Annotated in this window: 16 protein-coding genes; 10 read left to right on the forward strand and 6 right to left on the reverse strand. The window is 63.7% G+C overall.

The window, feature by feature from the left end:
- The first annotated feature begins 6 nt into the window (after positions 1 to 6).
- The 5 genes from AC4HIX_RS02600 to lpxK all read left to right on the forward strand — a co-directional run bounded on the left by AC4HIX_RS02600 (position 7) and on the right by lpxK (position 6084).
- Positions 7 to 1530: a DUF2125 domain-containing protein gene (locus AC4HIX_RS02600; RefSeq protein ID WP_490397772.1), complete on the forward strand. Its 1524-nt coding sequence runs from the start codon at positions 7 to 9 to the stop codon at positions 1528 to 1530.
- A gap of 122 nt (positions 1531 to 1652) precedes the next feature.
- Positions 1653 to 2999: a TldD/PmbA family protein gene (locus AC4HIX_RS02605; RefSeq protein WP_490397773.1), complete on the forward strand. Its 1347-nt coding sequence runs from the start codon at positions 1653 to 1655 to the stop codon at positions 2997 to 2999.
- On the forward strand, positions 2986 to 3789 hold the full coding sequence (locus AC4HIX_RS02610) for an inositol monophosphatase family protein (RefSeq protein ID WP_490397774.1): 804 nt from the start codon (positions 2986 to 2988) through the stop codon (positions 3787 to 3789). Before AC4HIX_RS02605 ends, AC4HIX_RS02610 begins: the two co-directional genes overlap by 14 nt.
- Before the next feature lie 113 nt (positions 3790 to 3902).
- Positions 3903 to 5096, forward strand: a complete 1194-nt coding sequence (locus AC4HIX_RS02615; protein WP_490397775.1) for a 3-deoxy-D-manno-octulosonic acid transferase — start codon at positions 3903 to 3905, stop codon at positions 5094 to 5096.
- Positions 5083 to 6084 carry a tetraacyldisaccharide 4'-kinase gene (lpxK, locus tag AC4HIX_RS02620; protein ID WP_490397776.1) on the forward strand — a complete coding sequence of 334 codons (1002 nt, stop codon included), beginning with the start codon at positions 5083 to 5085 and terminating at the stop codon, positions 6082 to 6084. The genes AC4HIX_RS02615 and lpxK overlap by 14 nt, the downstream gene beginning before the upstream one ends.
- Before the next feature lie 85 nt (positions 6085 to 6169).
- On the opposite strand, the gene AC4HIX_RS02625 is transcribed toward lpxK, so the two are convergent.
- On the reverse strand, positions 6170 to 6841 hold the full coding sequence (locus AC4HIX_RS02625; RefSeq protein ID WP_490397777.1) for a DsbA family protein: 672 nt from the start codon (positions 6839 to 6841) through the stop codon (positions 6170 to 6172).
- Positions 6838 to 7365, reverse strand: coding sequence for a DUF721 domain-containing protein (locus AC4HIX_RS02630; protein WP_475048338.1), 528 nt, complete (start codon positions 7363 to 7365; stop codon positions 6838 to 6840). Before AC4HIX_RS02630 ends, AC4HIX_RS02625 begins: the two co-directional genes overlap by 4 nt.
- 84 nt (positions 7366 to 7449) lie before the next feature.
- On the opposite strand from AC4HIX_RS02630, the gene mutY reads away from it, so the two are divergent.
- Together mutY and AC4HIX_RS02640 are read left to right on the forward strand one after the other, a co-directional pair.
- A complete protein-coding gene (gene mutY, locus AC4HIX_RS02635; protein WP_490397778.1) occupies positions 7450 to 8514 on the forward strand; it encodes an A/G-specific adenine glycosylase in 1065 nt (354 codons plus the stop codon).
- 84 nt (positions 8515 to 8598) lie between these two features.
- The gene (locus AC4HIX_RS02640) at positions 8599 to 9732 is read left to right on the forward strand and encodes an alkane 1-monooxygenase (protein ID WP_490397779.1); all 1134 of its coding nucleotides are present in this window, start codon (positions 8599 to 8601) and stop codon (positions 9730 to 9732) included.
- 3 nt (positions 9733 to 9735) lie between these two features.
- Here the strand turns inward: AC4HIX_RS02640 and AC4HIX_RS02645 are convergent, their stop codons facing one another.
- The 4 genes from AC4HIX_RS02645 to AC4HIX_RS02660 form a co-directional block, all read right to left on the reverse strand.
- Complete coding sequence (locus AC4HIX_RS02645; protein WP_490397780.1) at positions 9736 to 11127, reverse strand: adenylate/guanylate cyclase domain-containing protein; 1392 nt, start codon at positions 11125 to 11127, stop codon at positions 9736 to 9738.
- A gap of 192 nt (positions 11128 to 11319) precedes the next feature.
- Positions 11320 to 12423 (reverse strand): site-specific DNA-methyltransferase, encoded by a 1104-nt coding sequence (locus tag AC4HIX_RS02650; protein WP_490397781.1) that lies wholly within the window; start codon positions 12421 to 12423, stop codon positions 11320 to 11322.
- 107 nt (positions 12424 to 12530) lie between these two features.
- Positions 12531 to 13148, reverse strand: a complete 618-nt coding sequence (gene rnhB, locus AC4HIX_RS02655) for a ribonuclease HII (RefSeq protein WP_490397782.1) — start codon at positions 13146 to 13148, stop codon at positions 12531 to 12533.
- Between the two features lie 97 nt (positions 13149 to 13245).
- Positions 13246 to 13764, reverse strand: coding sequence for a hypothetical protein (locus AC4HIX_RS02660; RefSeq protein WP_490397783.1), 519 nt, complete (start codon positions 13762 to 13764; stop codon positions 13246 to 13248).
- Positions 13765 to 13934: 170 nt separating this feature from the next.
- On the opposite strand from AC4HIX_RS02660, the gene AC4HIX_RS02665 reads away from it, so the two are divergent.
- The 3 genes from AC4HIX_RS02665 to AC4HIX_RS02675 all read left to right on the forward strand — a co-directional run bounded on the left by AC4HIX_RS02665 (position 13935) and on the right by AC4HIX_RS02675 (position 16606).
- The gene (locus AC4HIX_RS02665; protein ID WP_490397784.1) at positions 13935 to 14228 is read left to right on the forward strand and encodes a hypothetical protein; all 294 of its coding nucleotides are present in this window, start codon (positions 13935 to 13937) and stop codon (positions 14226 to 14228) included.
- Entirely contained in the window at positions 14200 to 14901 is a 702-nt protein-coding gene (locus AC4HIX_RS02670) for a winged helix-turn-helix domain-containing protein (protein WP_490397785.1), read from the forward strand. The genes AC4HIX_RS02665 and AC4HIX_RS02670 overlap by 29 nt, the downstream gene beginning before the upstream one ends.
- Before the next feature lie 130 nt (positions 14902 to 15031).
- A complete protein-coding gene (locus tag AC4HIX_RS02675) occupies positions 15032 to 16606 on the forward strand; it encodes a DUF427 domain-containing protein (protein ID WP_490397786.1) in 1575 nt (524 codons plus the stop codon).
- The last annotated feature ends 59 nt before the right edge of the window (positions 16607 to 16665 follow it).

Genomic DNA, 16665 nt, shown 5'->3' on the forward strand with positions numbered 1-16665 from the left:
TCTCTAATGTCCCGAATTTTTGCGCGCGGCGGTGCCGCAGCGGCAATTTTGGTTGTTTCAGCCCAGGGCGCCCTGGCCGATCTCAGCGCGCAGGACGTCTGGGCTGAGTGGAAGGCCTATCTGACCAGCACCGGCTATACCGTGTCCGGCACTGAATCCATTTCCGGCAGCACCCTGACCGTCTCGGATGTTTCGATGGTCATGCCGATCCCCGAAGAGGACGGATCGGGCACTGTCAGCCTGCCGGAGATCCGGTTTGTGGAAAACGGCGATGGCACCGTGAACCTGCTGCTGCCCGCAGAATTCCCGGTAGGGTTCGAGTTTTCCGCCGACGGGGAAACTTTCTCGGGCAAGCTTGTCTATACACATGACGGCTCCCCGATGATCGTGGCCGGCGATGCCGAAAACATGAGCTATGATTACCGCTCCTCCAAGGTCACCATGACACTGGCTGAGCTGGCCGCCGATGGCGAGGCCGTGCCGGATGGCGTGGCAAATGCGCAGGTCACCCTGAACGATGTAACCACGACCACCGCGATGACGATCGCGGAAATGCGAAGCTACAAACAGTCGCTTTCCGCCTCCAGCCTGAGCTACGACATGGGTTTCAACGACCCGGAAAGCAACGGCACCGGTACTTTCAAGGGCGCGCTGGAAGGTCTCAGCTTCAAGGGCACCGGAACCGTGCCTGCGGGGCTTGAAGGCCCCGACATGGCAGCGCTTCTGGAAGCCGGTTTTGCCTTTGACGGCACATTCACGTTCACCGGCGGCAACGGGTCCATTTCCGGGGTGGACGGAAGCGAAAGCTTTGCCATGGAAAGCAACTCCCAAGGCGGTTCGATCGCCGTTGCGATGGACAAGCAGCACCTGACCTATGACCTGTCGCAGACCGGCACCAATGTGAACATCACCGGATCCGAGATCCCCTTCCCGCTGGCGCTCAGCATGGCGGAGGCTGGGTTCAAGCTGATGATGCCGCTTGCCAAATCCGAGGAAGAGCAGGATTTCGCCCTTGGCGTTACCTTGCGCGACTTTGCCGTTCCCGAAATGCTGTGGGGCATGGTCGACCCGACCGGCCAGCTGCCGCATGACCCGGCCACCGTCATTCTGGACCTGGCCGGCAAGGGGAAGGTGCTGTTTGACATGTTCGACCCGGAAGCCATGGAATCTGTGGAAGCAGGCGAGGAACAGCCGGGCGAGCTGAACGCGCTGACCGTGAAGCATTTGCAGGTTTCCGCTGCGGGCGCCGAACTGACCGGCACCGGCGACTTCACCTTCAACAACGAGGACCTGACCAGCTTTGACGGCATGCCCGCACCGGCGGGCGAGGCCAACCTCAAGCTGACCGGCGCCAACACCCTGATCGACAAGCTGATCGGTATGGGGCTGATGTCCGAGGGCGACGCCATGGGCGCACGGATGATGATGGGCATGCTGGCCGTGCCGGGCGAGGGTGAGGACACGCTGACCTCCAAGATCGAAATCTCAGAGGACGGCCAGATCCACGCCAACGGCCAGCGCATCAAATAACCATCAAATCACTGATGGGTAATGCGAAGGGGCTGCCTTTGGCGGCCCCTTTTTTGCACCCCGCACTTGCGGCAAGCCGCCTCACTGGATAGCTCTTTTACAGAGCAGAACAGAAGGTGCCCATGACCCAGTCCCCCGAAACGCTTTGCCACGCCCTGATTGACGCCGCCCGCAAGGCTGGCGCGGATGCCGCTGATGCCATGGCTGCCGAGGGCAGCTCTCTTAGCATCGAAGTGCGCGAGGGCAAGCTGGAGCATGCGGAGCGCTCCGAGGGCACGGACCTGGGCCTGCGGGTGTTTGTGGGCAAGCGGCAGGCGCTGGTGTCGTCGTCGGACATGCACCCGGAAACCATCGCCGCGATGGCCGAACGCGCCGTGGCGATGGCCAAGGAAGCACCTGAGGATCCCTATGCCGGACTCGCCGATCCGTCGCAGCTGGCCCAAAACTGGGACGTGGCCGCGCTGGAGCTGGAAGACCCCTCGGGCGAGCCGGAACCGGCTGCGCTGCAGGCAGATGCCCTGGCCGCCGAGGCCGCCTGCCAGGAAATCGACGGCATCACCCAGGTGCAGTCGGCCGCCGCAGGCTATGGCCGCCACGCTGTTCATATGGCTGCCACCAACGGTTTTTCCGGCGGCTACCAGCGCACCGGCCGGTCGCTGTCCTGCACCGGAATCGCGGGCACCGGCACCGGCATGGAGCGTGACCACGATGGTGACTCGCGCACGTTCCAGGGCGATCTGCGCAGCGCTCAGGACATAGGGCAGACTGCCGGCGAGCGGGCCGTTGCCAGGCTGGGCGCGCGCAAGCCCAAGACCGGCAGCTTCCCGGTGCTGTTTGACGAACGCATATCCTCCTCCCTGATCGGGCATCTGATGTCGGCAGCTAACGGTGCGGCAATTGCCCGCGGCTCCTCGTGGCTGAAGGATTCGCTGGGCCAGCAGGTGCTGCCCGAAGCACTCTCCGTCATTGAAGACCCCCACCGCCCGCGGATTTCCGGCTCCCGTCCCTTTGACGGCGAGGGGCTGCCGACCCGCCGCCGCACCGTGGTGGACAACGGCGTGCTGACCGGCTGGACACTGGACCTGGCCTCAGCCCGCAAACTGGGACTGGAAAGCACCGGCAACGCCGCCCGCGGCATAGGCGGGGTGCCCTCCCCCTCGACCTGGAACATCGCGCTGACCCAGGGCGAGGCCAGCCGCGAGGAACTGATCGCGCAGATGGGCACTGGCCTGCTGGTCACCTCAATGATCGGCTCCACTATCAATCCCAACACCGGCGACTATTCCCGGGGCGCCTCCGGTTTCTGGGTGGAAAACGGCGAGATCGCCTATCCGGTGAACGAATGCACCATTGCGGGCAACCTGCACGATATGCTGCGGCGGATTGTTCCGGCCAATGACGCGCGCGCGCACCTGTCCACCGTGGTGCCGTCGCTGCTGGTCGAGGGGATGACACTTGCCGGCAACTGACCTTCCCCTGCTTGTAAAAGCGGCGGAACTGGCCGGAGACATCGCATGCCGCTTCACAGGTCCCGAAGCCAGAAGCTGGGACAAGCCCGGCGGTGCAGGCCCGGTGACAGAAGCAGACCTGGCCGTGAATGCCATGCTCGAAGACATGCTGCAAAAGGCGCGGCCCGGTTACGGCTGGCTGTCGGAAGAAACTGAGGACACCGCCGCGCGGCTGTCGCGGGACCGGGTTTTCATCATCGACCCGATCGACGGCACCCGCAGCTTTGCCCAGGGCTCCCGGACCTGGGCGCATTCCATCGCCGTCGCGGAAAATGGCGTGGTGACGGCGGCGGTGATCTACCTGCCGCAGCGGGATCTGATGTACACCGCGGCCAAGGGCCAGGGCGCCGCTTGCAACGGCGAGCCGATCCAAGTTTCTTCCGCCTTGGATCTGGCCGTAACAGAAGTGCTGGCTGCCAAGCCCAACCTGCAAAGCCACCATTGGCTGGGCGGCACCCCGCCCGGTTTCATCCGCAGCTACCGCCCGTCGCTGGCCTACCGCCTGGCCAAAGTGGCCGACGGCAGGTTCGGTGCCATGCTGACACTGCGGCCTAGCTGGGAGTGGGACATTGCCGCAGGCGATCTGCTGCTGCGCGAGGCCGGAGGCACCATCACCGACAGGGTCGGCAACCCTTTGCGCTTCAACAACCCTGCCCCGCGCCTGAACGGGGTGGTGGCCGGCGCCAGCACTTTGCACCAAGCTCTTTTGAATGCACTGGACCCGGCCAGCCCGGGCATTGCTGGACATTGACGGCAGCCGGCCTTAAGCGGCTGTAACAGCGGCGGTTGCGCCGCCGACAAGTTTTTCACAGACAAACCCGCATGTTGCCGATACCTTGGGCCGGAAATTTCAGATCGAACCAGATGCAACGGCGAACCACAGCTCCCAGCCGCCAATCCGTACTGCAGCCCCGTCCCAGGGGTGAGCTGCTGTGGGTGCATGCAACAACGCCTGAGCGCTACCTGGCGCTATGCGATATCGGCCGCCGTCTCAAGAACCTGCGCCCGGACTTGTCTGTGCTGGCAAGCTGGGAACCGGACCTGCGGCTGACCGGAACCGTTGGTTGCGATGTCCCCGTCGGCCCGCTGCCCGAGGACACGCTGGCGGAAGCGCGGGACTTTCTTGGCCATTGGCAGCCTGACGCCTGCATCTGGACCGGAACTCCTGCCCGGCGGGTCATGCTGCGGCAGCTGCGCGAACAAGGCACTGGTGTGCTGCTGGCCGACCTGCTGGAAGACGAGGTCCCGAACCGGGGCAGCCGCTGGCTTCCGGATCACCGGAGGCGGTTGCTGGAAGGACTCACCTGCATCCTGACACCGTCTAAATCAGTACAGGCGCGGCTGGTCCGCGCGGGGTTCCCGACAGAGCGGGTGGAGCTGGCAGGAAAACTTCGGGTCTCTGCGACTCCGCCTGGCTGCAACGATGAAGAGCTGGCCGCGATGCAGCAGACACTGGGCAGCCGCCCGGTCTGGCTGGCGGCTCACGTCAAGCTCAGCGAGCTGCCTGGCATCCTGGACGCCCACCGGGGCGCACTGCGGCTGCTGCACCGGCTCTTGCTGGTGGTCGCGCTGGATGACTTCGCGGACCTGGATGCCGCGCGCGGCCTGCTCCAGGACAGCGGTCTGTCTTTTGCCGAATGGGAAACCGGGGGCGAGCCTGAGGACTTCACCCAGGTGCTGCTGACAGGCGGCGAAGACCTTGGCCTTTGGTACCGGCTGTCTCCGGTTGCGCTGATTGCCAGCAGCCTGGACCCCGCAGCCCAGGGCCAGTCTCCGCTTGATGCCGCCGCCTTGGGATCGGCTCTGCTGCACGGGCCCGGCGTCCATGCCCACCGCGACCTGTATGAGCGCCTGGCCATGGCCGGCGCTGCCCAGGTCGTGCGCACCCAGGCGGAAATGACCGATGCGGTGGTCGCGATGTCTGCTCCGGACAAGGCGGCGGAAATGGCCCTGGCCGGCTGGCAAAGCGTGACCGAAAGCGCCGCCACAACCGACACGTTAATGGAAAAGGTTCAGGGGCTGCTGGACCAGCGCGAGGATTCCCATGCGGGCACCTGACTTCTGGCACAAGCCGCCGGGCGAATTCGATCTGCGGGCCGCCTTGCTGGCGCCGCTCGGCTGGGCCTATGCGCGTGCCACTGCGTCCAGGGTCGCCAAGGGCAGCCCGGCCGTACCCGGCGTGCCAGTGATCTGCGTCGGCAACCTGAACGCCGGCGGCACCGGTAAGACGCCGACGGTGATCTGGCTGCTGGAAACCCTGCGCAGCCTCGGACACGAGCCGCATGTGGTAACCCGCGGCTACGGCGGAACGCTGGAAGGCCCCGTGCAGGTGTTTCCAGGCCAGCATGAGGCCGCGCAAACGGGCGATGAGCCGCTGCTGCTGGCCGCCTTTGGCGAAGTCTGGGTCGCCAAGGACCGCGCCGCGGGCGCCCGTGCCGCTGCTGCAGCGGGGGCTACGGTCATCATACTGGACGATGGCTTTCAAAACCCCTCCGTCGCAAAGAACCTGTCGCTGATCGTGGTCGACGCACAGCATGGCTTCGGCAATGGCCGCTGCCTGCCTGCCGGCCCGTTGCGCGAGCCAGTGGCTACCGGATTGAAACGCGCCGATGCGGTGCTCTCAATCGGCGCCGAACCGGCGCAGCAGGCATTTACCGCCGCCTGGAGCAGCCAGCTGCAGGGCCTGCCGCATTTCACGGGCGCGCTGGAGCCGTTGCAAACAGGGATGCCCTGGAATGGCACCCGCGTGCTTGCTTTCGCAGGCATCGGCCATCCTCAGAAGTTCTTTAATACCCTGCGCAGCCTCGGTGCTGATATCGCCCGGGCCGAAGCGCTGGATGATCATCAGCCGCTGACCCCGGCGCTGCTGAACCGTCTGGAGAATGAGTCCAAGATGCGCGGCGCCCAGCTTGTTACCACCGAAAAGGATGCCGTCCGCCTGCCTGACAGCTTCCGCCGCAAGGTGATCACCCTGCCGGTAAGACTGCAGGTTGCCGGGGATGACGCGTTGAAAGACATGGTGAAGAAAGCCGCACCCGCGCCCTGAACCGCCACGGGTTTCGCTGCGGCCCTAAAACGAGAAAAACCCGGGCTCCGGCCCGGGCTTGCCATCGTTGCAGCGGAGCTGTTTCTCAGCCTTCCAGCTCTGCATCGAGCAGTTTTTTGAACTCCTCGTAGGACTGGTTCGAAATCTTCTCGCCGTTCAGGATAAAGGACGGAGTCGACTCGATCCCGTGCTCCGTCGCGTTCTCCTGGTACCAGGTCACCAGGGTCTGCGCCTTGGCGCCATCCTGCAGGCAGGCTTCCAGCTGCTCGTTCTCCAGACCCGCCAGGCGGCCGATCTTGCGCAGCTCATCCACGATCTCCGACGCACCGCCCGCGCGCGCCCATTCCGACTGGCCCTTGTAGATCAGGTCGGAAATGCCAAAGAACTTCTCCGGCCCGTTGCAGCGCGCAATCATCGACGCCCACAACCCGTAGCGGTCGAAATAGACCTCGCGGTAGATGAACTTCACCTTGCCGGTGTCGATGTAGTCTTCCTTCAGCTGCTTGAAGACCGTGTTGTGGAAATTGGCGCAATGCGGGCAAGTATAGGAGGCATATTCGATCAGCGTGACCGGCGCATCCTCGGCGCCAAGGGTCATCTCGGTGATGGTCGAAGTGTCCACTTCGGCCTCTTGCGCAAAGGCGGCGCCAACCAGCGGGTTTTCCGGCAGATTGCTCTGGCTGTTGAAACCGGACAGGGCATAACCGCCCGCAACCACCGCAACAGCGGCAAACACACCTGACATGAGACGGGTCATTTGAACCCCTTTCCTTGCGTTTTCTGTTTTGTCAGCACATTGCGCCCCAGGCGTTCCAGGGCGGCGCGCAAATCGTCGTTTTCCACCCCGGCCGCCGCCTTGCTGGCCTCCGCAGCATCCTGCGGGTCCGGCTGCAGCGGCGCTTGCACTTTGGGGGCATATTTGAATTCCACGCGGCCGTCGGAAAATCCCGTCGGTGCCGTTTGCGTGATCCGCACCTTGGAGATGGCGTTGAAGCCGTAAACCGCATTCACCCGCTCGCGCAGGCGTTCCTTCTGCATCTCCAGCATCGGCGCATTGGCCCCGGTCGTCAGCACCGTCAGCGTGGCGCCAAAGGAGCCGCGGCCATAGCCGACGTTCACAGGCCGCGCCATGGCGGCAATATCCGGGCCTGCGATCTCTTCCCAATGGGTCAGCAGCCGGGACACCGCGAATCCCCGGCTTTCCCCCGCCTTGCGGATCTGCTCGTTGAGGAGCTTGGAGGTTCGTGCGAACCCGCGTGTTGTGCTGCGCCTGAATGCCATGATCTAGCTTTTGCTCGACTGCGTACCCTATTGTAAAGAGCCCGGGTACAGGCGCCAGCCCAACCGCAAGCCAAGGAATAACGAATGCGTGACTTGAACAGCAATGCAGGGATGATGAGCGGAGAGCTGCTGGCCTGGTACGATGTGCATGCCCGCGAAATGCCCTGGCGCGTCAGCCCGGCGGAGCGCGCGGCCGGCATCCGCCCCGACCCCTACAAGGTCTGGCTCAGCGAGGTGATGCTGCAGCAGACCACCGTGGCCGCGGTGCGGGAGTATTTCCTGCGCTTCACCAGCCGCTGGCCGACGGTGCTGGATCTGGCCGCGGCAGAGGACGCGGACGTGATGAGCGAATGGGCGGGCCTTGGCTATTACGCCCGCGCCCGCAACCTGCTGAAATGCGCCCGCGCGGTTGCCGGTGAGCTGGAGGGGATCTTCCCTGACAGTTACGAAGGCCTGCTCAAGCTGCCCGGTATTGGCCCCTATACCGCCGCCGCCATCGCCTCGATCGCCTTCGACCGGCCTGAGACCGTTCTTGACGGCAATGTCGAACGGGTGATGGCCCGGCTGCATGACATCCACGATCCCCTGCCCGAGGTAAAGCCCGTGCTAAAGGAGCGCGCGGCGGAGCTGACCCCGGCGCAGCGGCCCGGAGACTATGCCCAGGCGGTAATGGATCTGGGCGCTACCATCTGCACCCCCCGCAGCCCGGCCTGCGGCATCTGCCCCTGGCGGGACCCTTGCGCGGCGCGGGTCGCGGGCACCGCTGCCGAACTGCCCAAGAAAACACCCAAAAAGCCAAAGCCAACCCGGTACGGCATCGTCTACCTGGCCAAATCCGCGGAGGGCACCTGGCTGCTGGAAAGGCGCCCGGACAAGGGGCTGCTGGGTGGCATGCTGGGCTGGCCCGGGTCGGAGTGGAACGAGGCCCCTGCCCCCAATCCCCCCTTCGCGGCGGATTGGCAGGACCTGGGCGGAGAGGTGCGCCACACCTTCACCCATTTCCATCTTATCCTGCAGGTTTTGACAGCGGATCTGCCCGAAGGCTTCAACCCGGATCCCGCGCAGGAACTGATCCCGCGGCACGCTTTCCGCCCCTCCAGCCTGCCCACGGTGATGCGCAAAGCCTTCGATTTGCGCAAGGGGGGCTAGGCCGCGCTGCCTCCCTCTTGGGTTTTCAGACCTTTGGGCCTAGGGTCGGCCAAGACGCGCGCTGACTGATTGGGAGACACCGGCATGATTGCCCCCGAAACTCTTTCCCGCTGGCAAAGCGCCCTGCCGTTCTGGATGTCCTTCCTGCTTCTGCCGCTGGTCTGGATTGCGGCGCTGCAGGGCGGCTGGGCACTGCTGCTGCCGCCGCTGGTGACCTGGCACCTGTTTGCGGTGCTGGACGGGATGTTCGGGCTCAATCTGGAAAACGCCGACCCCGAGACATCTGACAGCGACCTCAAGTGGTACAAGGCGCTGACCGCAACCTGGGTGCCGCTGCAGTTCCTTACACTGTTCGGGCTGATTTGGTATGTCAGCGGCGCGGAGCACCTGAACGGCTTCGAGAAATTCGCGGCTTTCTTCGGGGTTGGCGTGGTTACGGGCGCCGTCGGCATCAACTACAGCCACGAGCTGATGCACCAATCCAGCCGGGTCGAGCGCTGGCTTGGGGATATCCTGCTGGCGATGGTGCTCTATTCCCATTTCCGCTCCGAGCATCTCTTAGTGCATCACCGCTATGTCGGCACCCCGCGCGATCCGGTCACGGCGCGCTATAACGAAGGCTTCCACCGTTTCTATCCGCGGGTGCTGCGGCAATGCTGGCATTCCGCCTTCCGCGCCGAGAAGGAGAAGCTGGCCAAGAAGAACCGCCCCTGGACCGACCGCTCCAACCCGTTTTTCCGCTACTGGGCCCTGCAGGCGGCCATGCTGCTGCTAGCGCTGCTGCTGGGCGGGCTGACCGGCGTGCTCTTGTTCCTGGTGCAGGCCGGCACCGCCATCTGGCAGCTCGAGGTGGTCAACTATGTCGAGCATTACGGGCTGACCCGCAAACACTTGGGCGACGGCAAGTATGAGCCCGTCCAGCCGCGGCACTCCTGGAATGCGGCGCATAAGGCGTCGAACTGGCTGCTGATCAACCTGCAGCGCCATTCGGATCACCATTACAAGCCGAACCGCCGCTTTCCGCTGCTGCAGAACTACACCGAGGCCGACGCGCCGCAGCTGCCTTATGGCTACCCGGTGATGACCATCGCCGCGATGATCCCGCCCCTATGGCGGCGGGTGATGAATCCGCGGGTGCGGCGCTGGCGGCAGCGGTACTATCCGGAAATTACCGACTGGCACGCCTATAACAAGGCGCAAAACCCGATGCCGCGCTAAGGCTTAGCTCCAGGCCAGGACAGTCATCGGCTGATCCAGCCCGCGCACCTCCTGCCCGTGGTGCCAGGTGCTGCCGTCCAGCAGGCCCGGCTCCGCTTGTTCCGCCTTGACCCGCTCCGCCAACGTTTCACTGGTGACGATCCTGGCCTGCAGCTTGCGGGTGAGGTTCTCCAGCCGGGCGGCAACATTCACCGTCATGCCGATCACAGCATATTCCAGCCTGTTGGCACCGATGTCGCCCAGAAGCGCCTCACCATAGTGAATGCCGATCCCGGCGCGGATCTCCGGCTTGCCCTGCCGGATACGCTCCTTGTTCCATTTTTCCAGCGAGGCCCGCATGGCATGGGCACACGCCAGCGCGTTGCTGGCATCCCGCCCCCCCGCCACCGGCGTGCCGAAGGTCGCCATCAGCCCATCGCCCAGGTATTTGTCCAGCGTGCCGTGATGGCGGAACACCTCGCGCTCCATCCGACCGTGAAATTCGCGCAAGAGATCAATCACCTCCCGCGGATCCATCCCGGCGGACAGCCGGGTAAAGCCAACGATGTCGATGAAAAGCACGGCGATGTTCTCGCTGCGCACCTGTTTCAACGGCTCGTCGTTCTGCGACAGCTGCTCGACCACATTGGGCGAGAAGTACCGCGACAGGTTGGCCCGCTCCCGTGTCAGGCTGGCATTGCTCCGCAGCAGCCCGTTGAACCGGCGCACCGAGAAACCCAGCGTCACCGCCACCAGCACAAAGACCACCGCCTCCTGCACCCGCAGCCGCACGACAAAACTGTTGGGATCAAAAAACTCCGCCAGCTCAGGGCTAAAGTCCAGGGCCATGTTCACTGCTTCTGATAGTCCCGGAACCGGGCTGGAGAACCACCAGACAAGGGCCAGCGCGCTGAGCCACATCGCTGCTGTCCAGGTGCCGATAGCAATCACCGTGCGCCAGGAATAGGCCATGGTTCCCGCCGCAAGGATGACGAAGAAATACTGGAAGTTGTCGAACCGGTAGAGCATAGCCGCCGGTATGTCACGGCTGTCGAAGGGATTGGGCACGACCAGGCCATAGGTCATGATGAGGAGATCGAGGAAGATCAGGAACAGCTCCAGGCGCGACCTGCCGACCTTGCCCGCCCGGCTGATAAACCACCCGTTGAGGCACAAAAGCGCAAGAATGCCGTGGTAATACAGCACGCTCCAGACCGGGTTCAGGAAGACGATGAAGACCGCGATGATAGGCAGCGCAATCCAGCGCGCCCGCACGGCAAGCTGCAGCCCGCGCCGCTTGTGCGCATCCAGCGCGGCCTCCGCGAACCTGCTTTCCGCGGTTGCGGCCTGCTGTAAGCTGCCACTCCCCGCCGCATGGGCGGCACCGGCTCCAGACGCAATTGCGGTATCGGTCATCGGTTTTCCCCCTGCCCGCTGGTTGCTGCAGTTCCGGCACTGCACTTAAATCCCCCGTTCCGCAGAAGGAATAGCGCATCGGGCCGCATAGGCGCAAAAAACCCCGCCTTGGACAGGCGGGGCAAGGTGTGCGCCTGCGCAAACGCGCAGGCACCTGCAATAGACTGTTGTGTTCAGAAAAGTCCTGGCGCCTCAGTTCTGCATCTCGGCCCGGATCTGCTGGCGCAGCACGTCGATCGGCACCGTCTTGCCATCGCGCTTAAAGCACCAGTAGGTCCAGCCGTTGCAGGACGGCGCGTTTTCCAGATGCGCGCCCACCTGGTGGATCGAACCCTTGATGTTGTCGCCGATCAGGGTGCCGTCAGCCCGCACCTTGGCCTTGTGGCGGCGGTTCATCGAGTAAAGCTCCTCGCCCGGGCGCAGCATTCCGCGTTCCACCAGCTGGCCGAACGGCACCCGCGGCGCCGCGCGCTTGCTGGCGGACACCTCCAGCGCCTCGCGGTCGAACTTGCGCACCGCCTTGATCCGCTTCTCCGCTACCTTGCGGTAGGCTTCCTCGCGCTCGATGCCGATGAATTCGCGGCCCAGCATCTTGGCCACAGCGCCGGTGGTGCCGGTGCCAAAGAACGGGTCCAGCACCACGTCGCCCGGGTTGGTCGCGCCAACCAGGATCCGGTGCAGCAGCGATTCCGGCTTCTGCGTCGGATGCGCCTTGTCGCCGTTCTCGTCCTTCAGCCGCTCATGGCCGGTGCAGATCGGCAGCACCCAGTCGCTGCGCATCTGGATGCCTTCGTTCAGCGCCTTCAGAGCCTCATAGTTGAAGGTGTATTTCGCGCCTTCCGACTTCGATGCCCAGATCATCGTCTCATGCGCATTGGTGAACCGCTTGCCGCGGAAGTTCGGCATCGGGTTCGACTTGCGCCAGATGACGTCGTTCAGCACCCAATAACCTTCGTCCTGCAGCACAGCGCCGACACGGAAGATGTTGTGGTAGGAACCGATTACCCAGATAGAGCCATTCGGCTTCAGCACCCGGCGCGCCGCCTTCAGCCACTCGCGGGTGAACTGGTCATAGGCCTGAAAGCTGGAAAACTGGTCCCAATGGTCGTCTACCGCGTCTACCTTGGAGTTGTCGGGGCGGTGCAGCTGGCCCTTCAGCTGCAGGTTATACGGGGGATCCGCAAAGATCAGATCGACCGAATTGGCCGGCAGACTGTTCATCGCTTCGACGCAGTCCCCGCCAATAATCGTGTTTAAAGGGAGCGCTGCCGCGCCCTTTGTCATGGTTTTATTCATTGCTCTGCCTCATAACCGCGGCGCATTTTTGCGCTCATTAGGTTGTCCACAGGATGAGTCATCGCGGATTCGAGGTCAATTTGTTTATTATAACAACGCGCTACGGTTCACTCTTGATACAAGATATTGTGTACTGGCTTAAACGAGCGCCGATGATGTGGGGTCACACCCAGCTGAACTAGCGCCTCGCGGTGCTGTTTCGAGGGGTAGCCTGCGTTTTTCTCCCAGCCATAACCGGGGAACTGTTGCGCCAAATCCACCATGATCCTGTCACGTGCCAGTTTGGCGATGATTGAGGCCGCCGCAATCGACAGGGATTTTGCGTCGCCTTTGACGACCGCTTCGCTGGGCAGAGCCAGCCCCCTGGGGATCAGGTTGCCATCAATCAGCAGGTAATCCGGCGCCGGGTCCAGCGCCGCCACCGCGCGTTCCATCGCCAGATGGGAGGCGCGCAAAATATTCAGGGAATCAATCTCTTCCACCGTTGCGTGGGCTATGGCCGCCTGCGCGCAGGACAAAATCTTACCTTCCAGCGCCTCGCGCTTTTTCAGGCTCAGTTTCTTGGAGTCGTTCAGACCTTCGGGGATCGCGGCGGCATCCAGAACCACAGCTGCGGCCGTCACCGGCCCGGCCAGCGGCCCGCGGCCCACCTCATCCACTCCGGCTATCCTCACATGCCCTTGCGCAAGGGCGGCGGCTTCAAGGCTGTAATCAGGCTGTGTCATCCCCCCGTCAAAGCCAATGCCTGCCGGTTATGCAAGGGCGGCAGCAAAAAAGGGGGGCCGAAGCCCCCCAGTTTGCTGCTCGAATCTGTATTCAGGCTCAGCGCCGCACCAGCCGGTAGCCATGGCTGTTCAGGCAGCCCGGCTTGTAGCCGGTGCGATGGCGCTTGCCATTCCAGAACGTCACCCGGCAGGACTGCGGCAGCGCCTTGGTGTAGCCATAGCTGCGCTCAAGACAGCCCTTCCCAACCAGCGGGTGGTTGCGGCTGTAGCGCGGGAAATACTTCAGGCACTGGGACGGCAGGTCATAACGGCGCACCCGCGGCGGCAGTGGTTTCACATGCCTGTCATCACGGCCGTATCCCCGGTGCTTGTGGCCGCCATGGGAATGGTTGTGCGGCGGCGGCGCATAGTTATGCGTCACCGTATGGTCATCCTTGTCCCGGGAATGCTTGATCGCAGCACCAAGGATTCCCAGCAGTGCCAGTCCGCCAAGAATTTTGGCAACATCCTCATCGGCACGGGCAGGCGCTGCCGAGAAACCGGTTATGGCGATGGATACAGCTACGATCAAAGCAATGAATTTGCGGTGCGGTTGCGGGCGGGGTGTCCGGGTCATATCAGGACCTTTCTCAAAAATAGATTGTCGTGCAGCCAATGCGCCTTGATGACCCCAGCCTGCTCTCGCCCTGTCCGGACAGGCAATATCGGCCCCTTGATATCGGATAACACCCTGTTCAACCCCCTGCGGTTATTGAATTTCACATCGCAGAACCGCAGGATGCCCTCATGAAACAGCACCTCCTGATAGCCGCCCTTGCGGCCGCCCTTCTGGCGATCTCCCCCCCGGCGCAAGCCGCCGAATGCTATGCCGACTACAAGGCCAAGCAGGACAACCCCTTGCGCCTGCATTATGGCGTGATCCAGCTCTCCGGCCCCTGTCATAAGAAGGCCGCCAAAAGCGAGATCCAGGCACGCATCGCGTCCGATGGATGGAAGCTCCTGAATGTCCTGTCCGTCTTCGGCCCCGAAGGCCTGCAACAAAGGAGGGCCAATGCCGGATCCTACTATCTCCGTTTCTGAGGCCCGTTCCGCCGGCAGCAAAGTCATCGGCTTTGGCATCGCCGCCATTGTTGCGATTCTGGCGGTGGCCGGCACGGTGCTGCTGCTGACTCTGCCGGATGCCAATGCGTTCAACGCCCGGGTCGAGCGGCTGTTTATCGAAAACGACCTGACCGCCCAGGCTGAAATCAAGCTGCTGGAAATCCTGGCCCAGTCCGGCACCGCCTTTGCGGACACGCTGACCAGCTACCGGATGGTGATCTTCGTGCTGCTGGTCTTCGCCACTGCGATGATGGTCGCGGCGCTTACGGTGCTGGGAATGCTGGTGATGCTCAACCGCCGCATGGCGCAGATTGAGCGTGCAGGCATTCAGGTGACTGAACTGCTGATCAGCCGCGATGAAAACACCGTCTACCTCAACAACATGGGGTTCAAGCTGACGCCCGCCGCCATGGAAACCCTGTCGGTCCTGGCCGAGGCCCGGCTGGATGACGATGTGCTATCGGGCGCCGAGATCGAAGCCGTCATCTCAGGCCGCACCTCGGCCGATTGCGAGGAAGCCGCCGGCGCCACCCGTATCAAGCGGCTGCGGGACACGCTGGGCAATCAGATGGTCAGTGAGCTGCTGGTCAAGAACATCGCTAAGCGCGGCTACGTGCTGGCCATCAGCAAGGATGTGATCCGGATGGTCTGACCTGGCTTGCTCCGGCTCACTCAATATCATGTGTTCGGCTCTGGAATTCCTGCCGGCAGACCCCAGATAGAGCAGAACCGGCCGACGCCGGCCGGTCTTGGATGCCGCCGCAAGGACAAGGACCTCAGGGATGGATGCACAGGTGCAGACCCGTAACCGGGGCTACGGCATTGTCGTCGAGCCGCTGCACGGCCAGGTCACTGCCCGGCGCAACGGCATCATCCTGGCGCAAAGCACCCGCGCCAAGGTGATGTATGAAACCCGCCTTCCCCCGGCGATCTACTTCCCGGCAGAAGACGTCACCGCCCCGCTCTCCCCCCATACCGACCTGCAGACGTTTTGCCCGTTCAAAGGCACCGCCAGCTACCGCGACATCCTGCTGCCCGGCAACAGCGTGCAAAACGGTGTCTGGGCCTATGAGGACGCGATGCCCGAGGCCGCGGCGATTTCCGGCCATATCGGTTTCATGCCCGGTGCAGAGGCTGAATTCGACCTGGGCCGGAACAAGGTGGAGATGCCGGACTACGGCAATATCTCCGGCCCGGTGATCGACTGGCTGCTGCGCGATGCGGCCTTGGTGCCGACCCCGGAAGAGCTGACCGCCGCTCTGGCGGAAAAATTCGTCGAGCAGGGCATCTATCTCTCCCGCCTCTCGGTCATGGCCTGGTCGCTGCACCCGCTGATCGCGGGCAAGAACTTTATCTGGCAAAGGAAGACCGGCGAGGTCACCACCTACGCGCCATCTTACGAGATCCATGACCACCCGGCCTACCAGAACAGCCCGCTGCGGCATGTCTCCAACGGCCTGGGCGGCGTGCGCCACCGGCTCGGCAGCTGCTGCTCGGACGACGCCTTCCCGATCCTCGAAGACCTGCGCAAGGAGGGGGCCACCGATTATGTCGCCATGCCGCTGCGGTTTTCCGACGGGCGGATCAATGTGCTGACCCTGACCAGCGACCACCCGAACGGCTTCTCCACCTCCAACCTCGGGCTGATCTTCGAATGCTCGGATGTGGTTGCGCGCTACTATGAAATCTTCATGCAGCGTGAAAACGCCCAGTCGCTTCTGGAAACCTACGTCGGCAAACGCACCGGCGCCCGGGTGCTGGGCGGCGAGATCCGACGCGGCGACGGCGACGAGATCGACGCCGCCATCATGTTCTGCGACCTGCGCGGCTCTACCCGCCTGGAGGAGCAGCTGGGCCGCCAGGACTATATCGCGCTTCTGAACCAGTTCTTCGAGACCGCCTCGACCATCGTGCATGATCACGGCGGCGAGGTGCTGAAATTCATCGGCGACGCTGTGCTGGCGGTGTTCCCGGCCGGCAGCGACCCGGAAAAGGCCCGCACCCAGGCGCTGGACAGCGCCCGCGCCATCGTGGCCCGGCTGGAGGAGCTTGCAGGCGAGGAGGACGGCCACCGCTGCGAGGCCGCCATCGGCATTGCCTATGGCCGGGTGACTTATGGCAACGTCGGCTCGCGGGAGCGGCTGGACTTCACGGTGATCGGCCAGGCCGCCAATATCGCGGCCCGGCTGGGCGACTACGGCAAGAGGGTCGACTATCCGGTTGTCGTCAGCTGCGACATTCTGAAAGACCCGGCGCAGGGCATCCCGCTGGGCGCAGTCAGCCTGCACAATGTTTCCCAGCCGGTGACTTGCTATGCCATCCCGGCCAGAACCGAACCGCAGGCCGCCGCCGAATAACCCCGCCTCCGCCTACCCAGCCCCGCGTCATGGGCGGCGCAGCCGCCGCGTTTGGGCGC

This window comes from Leisingera sp., assembly GCF_982940295.1.

Coding starts and splice junctions, on each gene's coding strand:
- AC4HIX_RS02600 (WP_490397772.1), top strand. CDS start 7: ATGTCCCGAATTTTTGCGCGCGGCGGTGCCGCAGCGGCAATTTTGGTT.
- AC4HIX_RS02605 (WP_490397773.1), top strand. CDS start 1,653: ATGACCCAGTCCCCCGAAACGCTTTGCCACGCCCTGATTGACGCCGCC.
- AC4HIX_RS02615 (WP_490397775.1), top strand. CDS start 3,903: ATGCAACGGCGAACCACAGCTCCCAGCCGCCAATCCGTACTGCAGCCC.
- lpxK (WP_490397776.1), top strand. CDS start 5,083: ATGCGGGCACCTGACTTCTGGCACAAGCCGCCGGGCGAATTCGATCTG.
- AC4HIX_RS02625 (WP_490397777.1), bottom strand. CDS start 6,841: ATGACCCGTCTCATGTCAGGTGTGTTTGCCGCTGTTGCGGTGGTTGCG.
- AC4HIX_RS02630 (WP_475048338.1), bottom strand. CDS start 7,365: ATGGCATTCAGGCGCAGCACAACACGCGGGTTCGCACGAACCTCCAAG.
- mutY (WP_490397778.1), top strand. CDS start 7,450: ATGCGTGACTTGAACAGCAATGCAGGGATGATGAGCGGAGAGCTGCTG.
- AC4HIX_RS02640 (WP_490397779.1), top strand. CDS start 8,599: ATGATTGCCCCCGAAACTCTTTCCCGCTGGCAAAGCGCCCTGCCGTTC.
- AC4HIX_RS02645 (WP_490397780.1), bottom strand. CDS start 11,127: ATGACCGATACCGCAATTGCGTCTGGAGCCGGTGCCGCCCATGCGGCG.
- AC4HIX_RS02650 (WP_490397781.1), bottom strand. CDS start 12,423: ATGAATAAAACCATGACAAAGGGCGCGGCAGCGCTCCCTTTAAACACG.
- rnhB (WP_490397782.1), bottom strand. CDS start 13,148: ATGACACAGCCTGATTACAGCCTTGAAGCCGCCGCCCTTGCGCAAGGG.
- AC4HIX_RS02660 (WP_490397783.1), bottom strand. CDS start 13,764: ATGACCCGGACACCCCGCCCGCAACCGCACCGCAAATTCATTGCTTTG.
- AC4HIX_RS02665 (WP_490397784.1), top strand. CDS start 13,935: ATGAAACAGCACCTCCTGATAGCCGCCCTTGCGGCCGCCCTTCTGGCG.
- AC4HIX_RS02670 (WP_490397785.1), top strand. CDS start 14,200: ATGCCGGATCCTACTATCTCCGTTTCTGAGGCCCGTTCCGCCGGCAGC.
- AC4HIX_RS02675 (WP_490397786.1), top strand. CDS start 15,032: ATGGATGCACAGGTGCAGACCCGTAACCGGGGCTACGGCATTGTCGTC.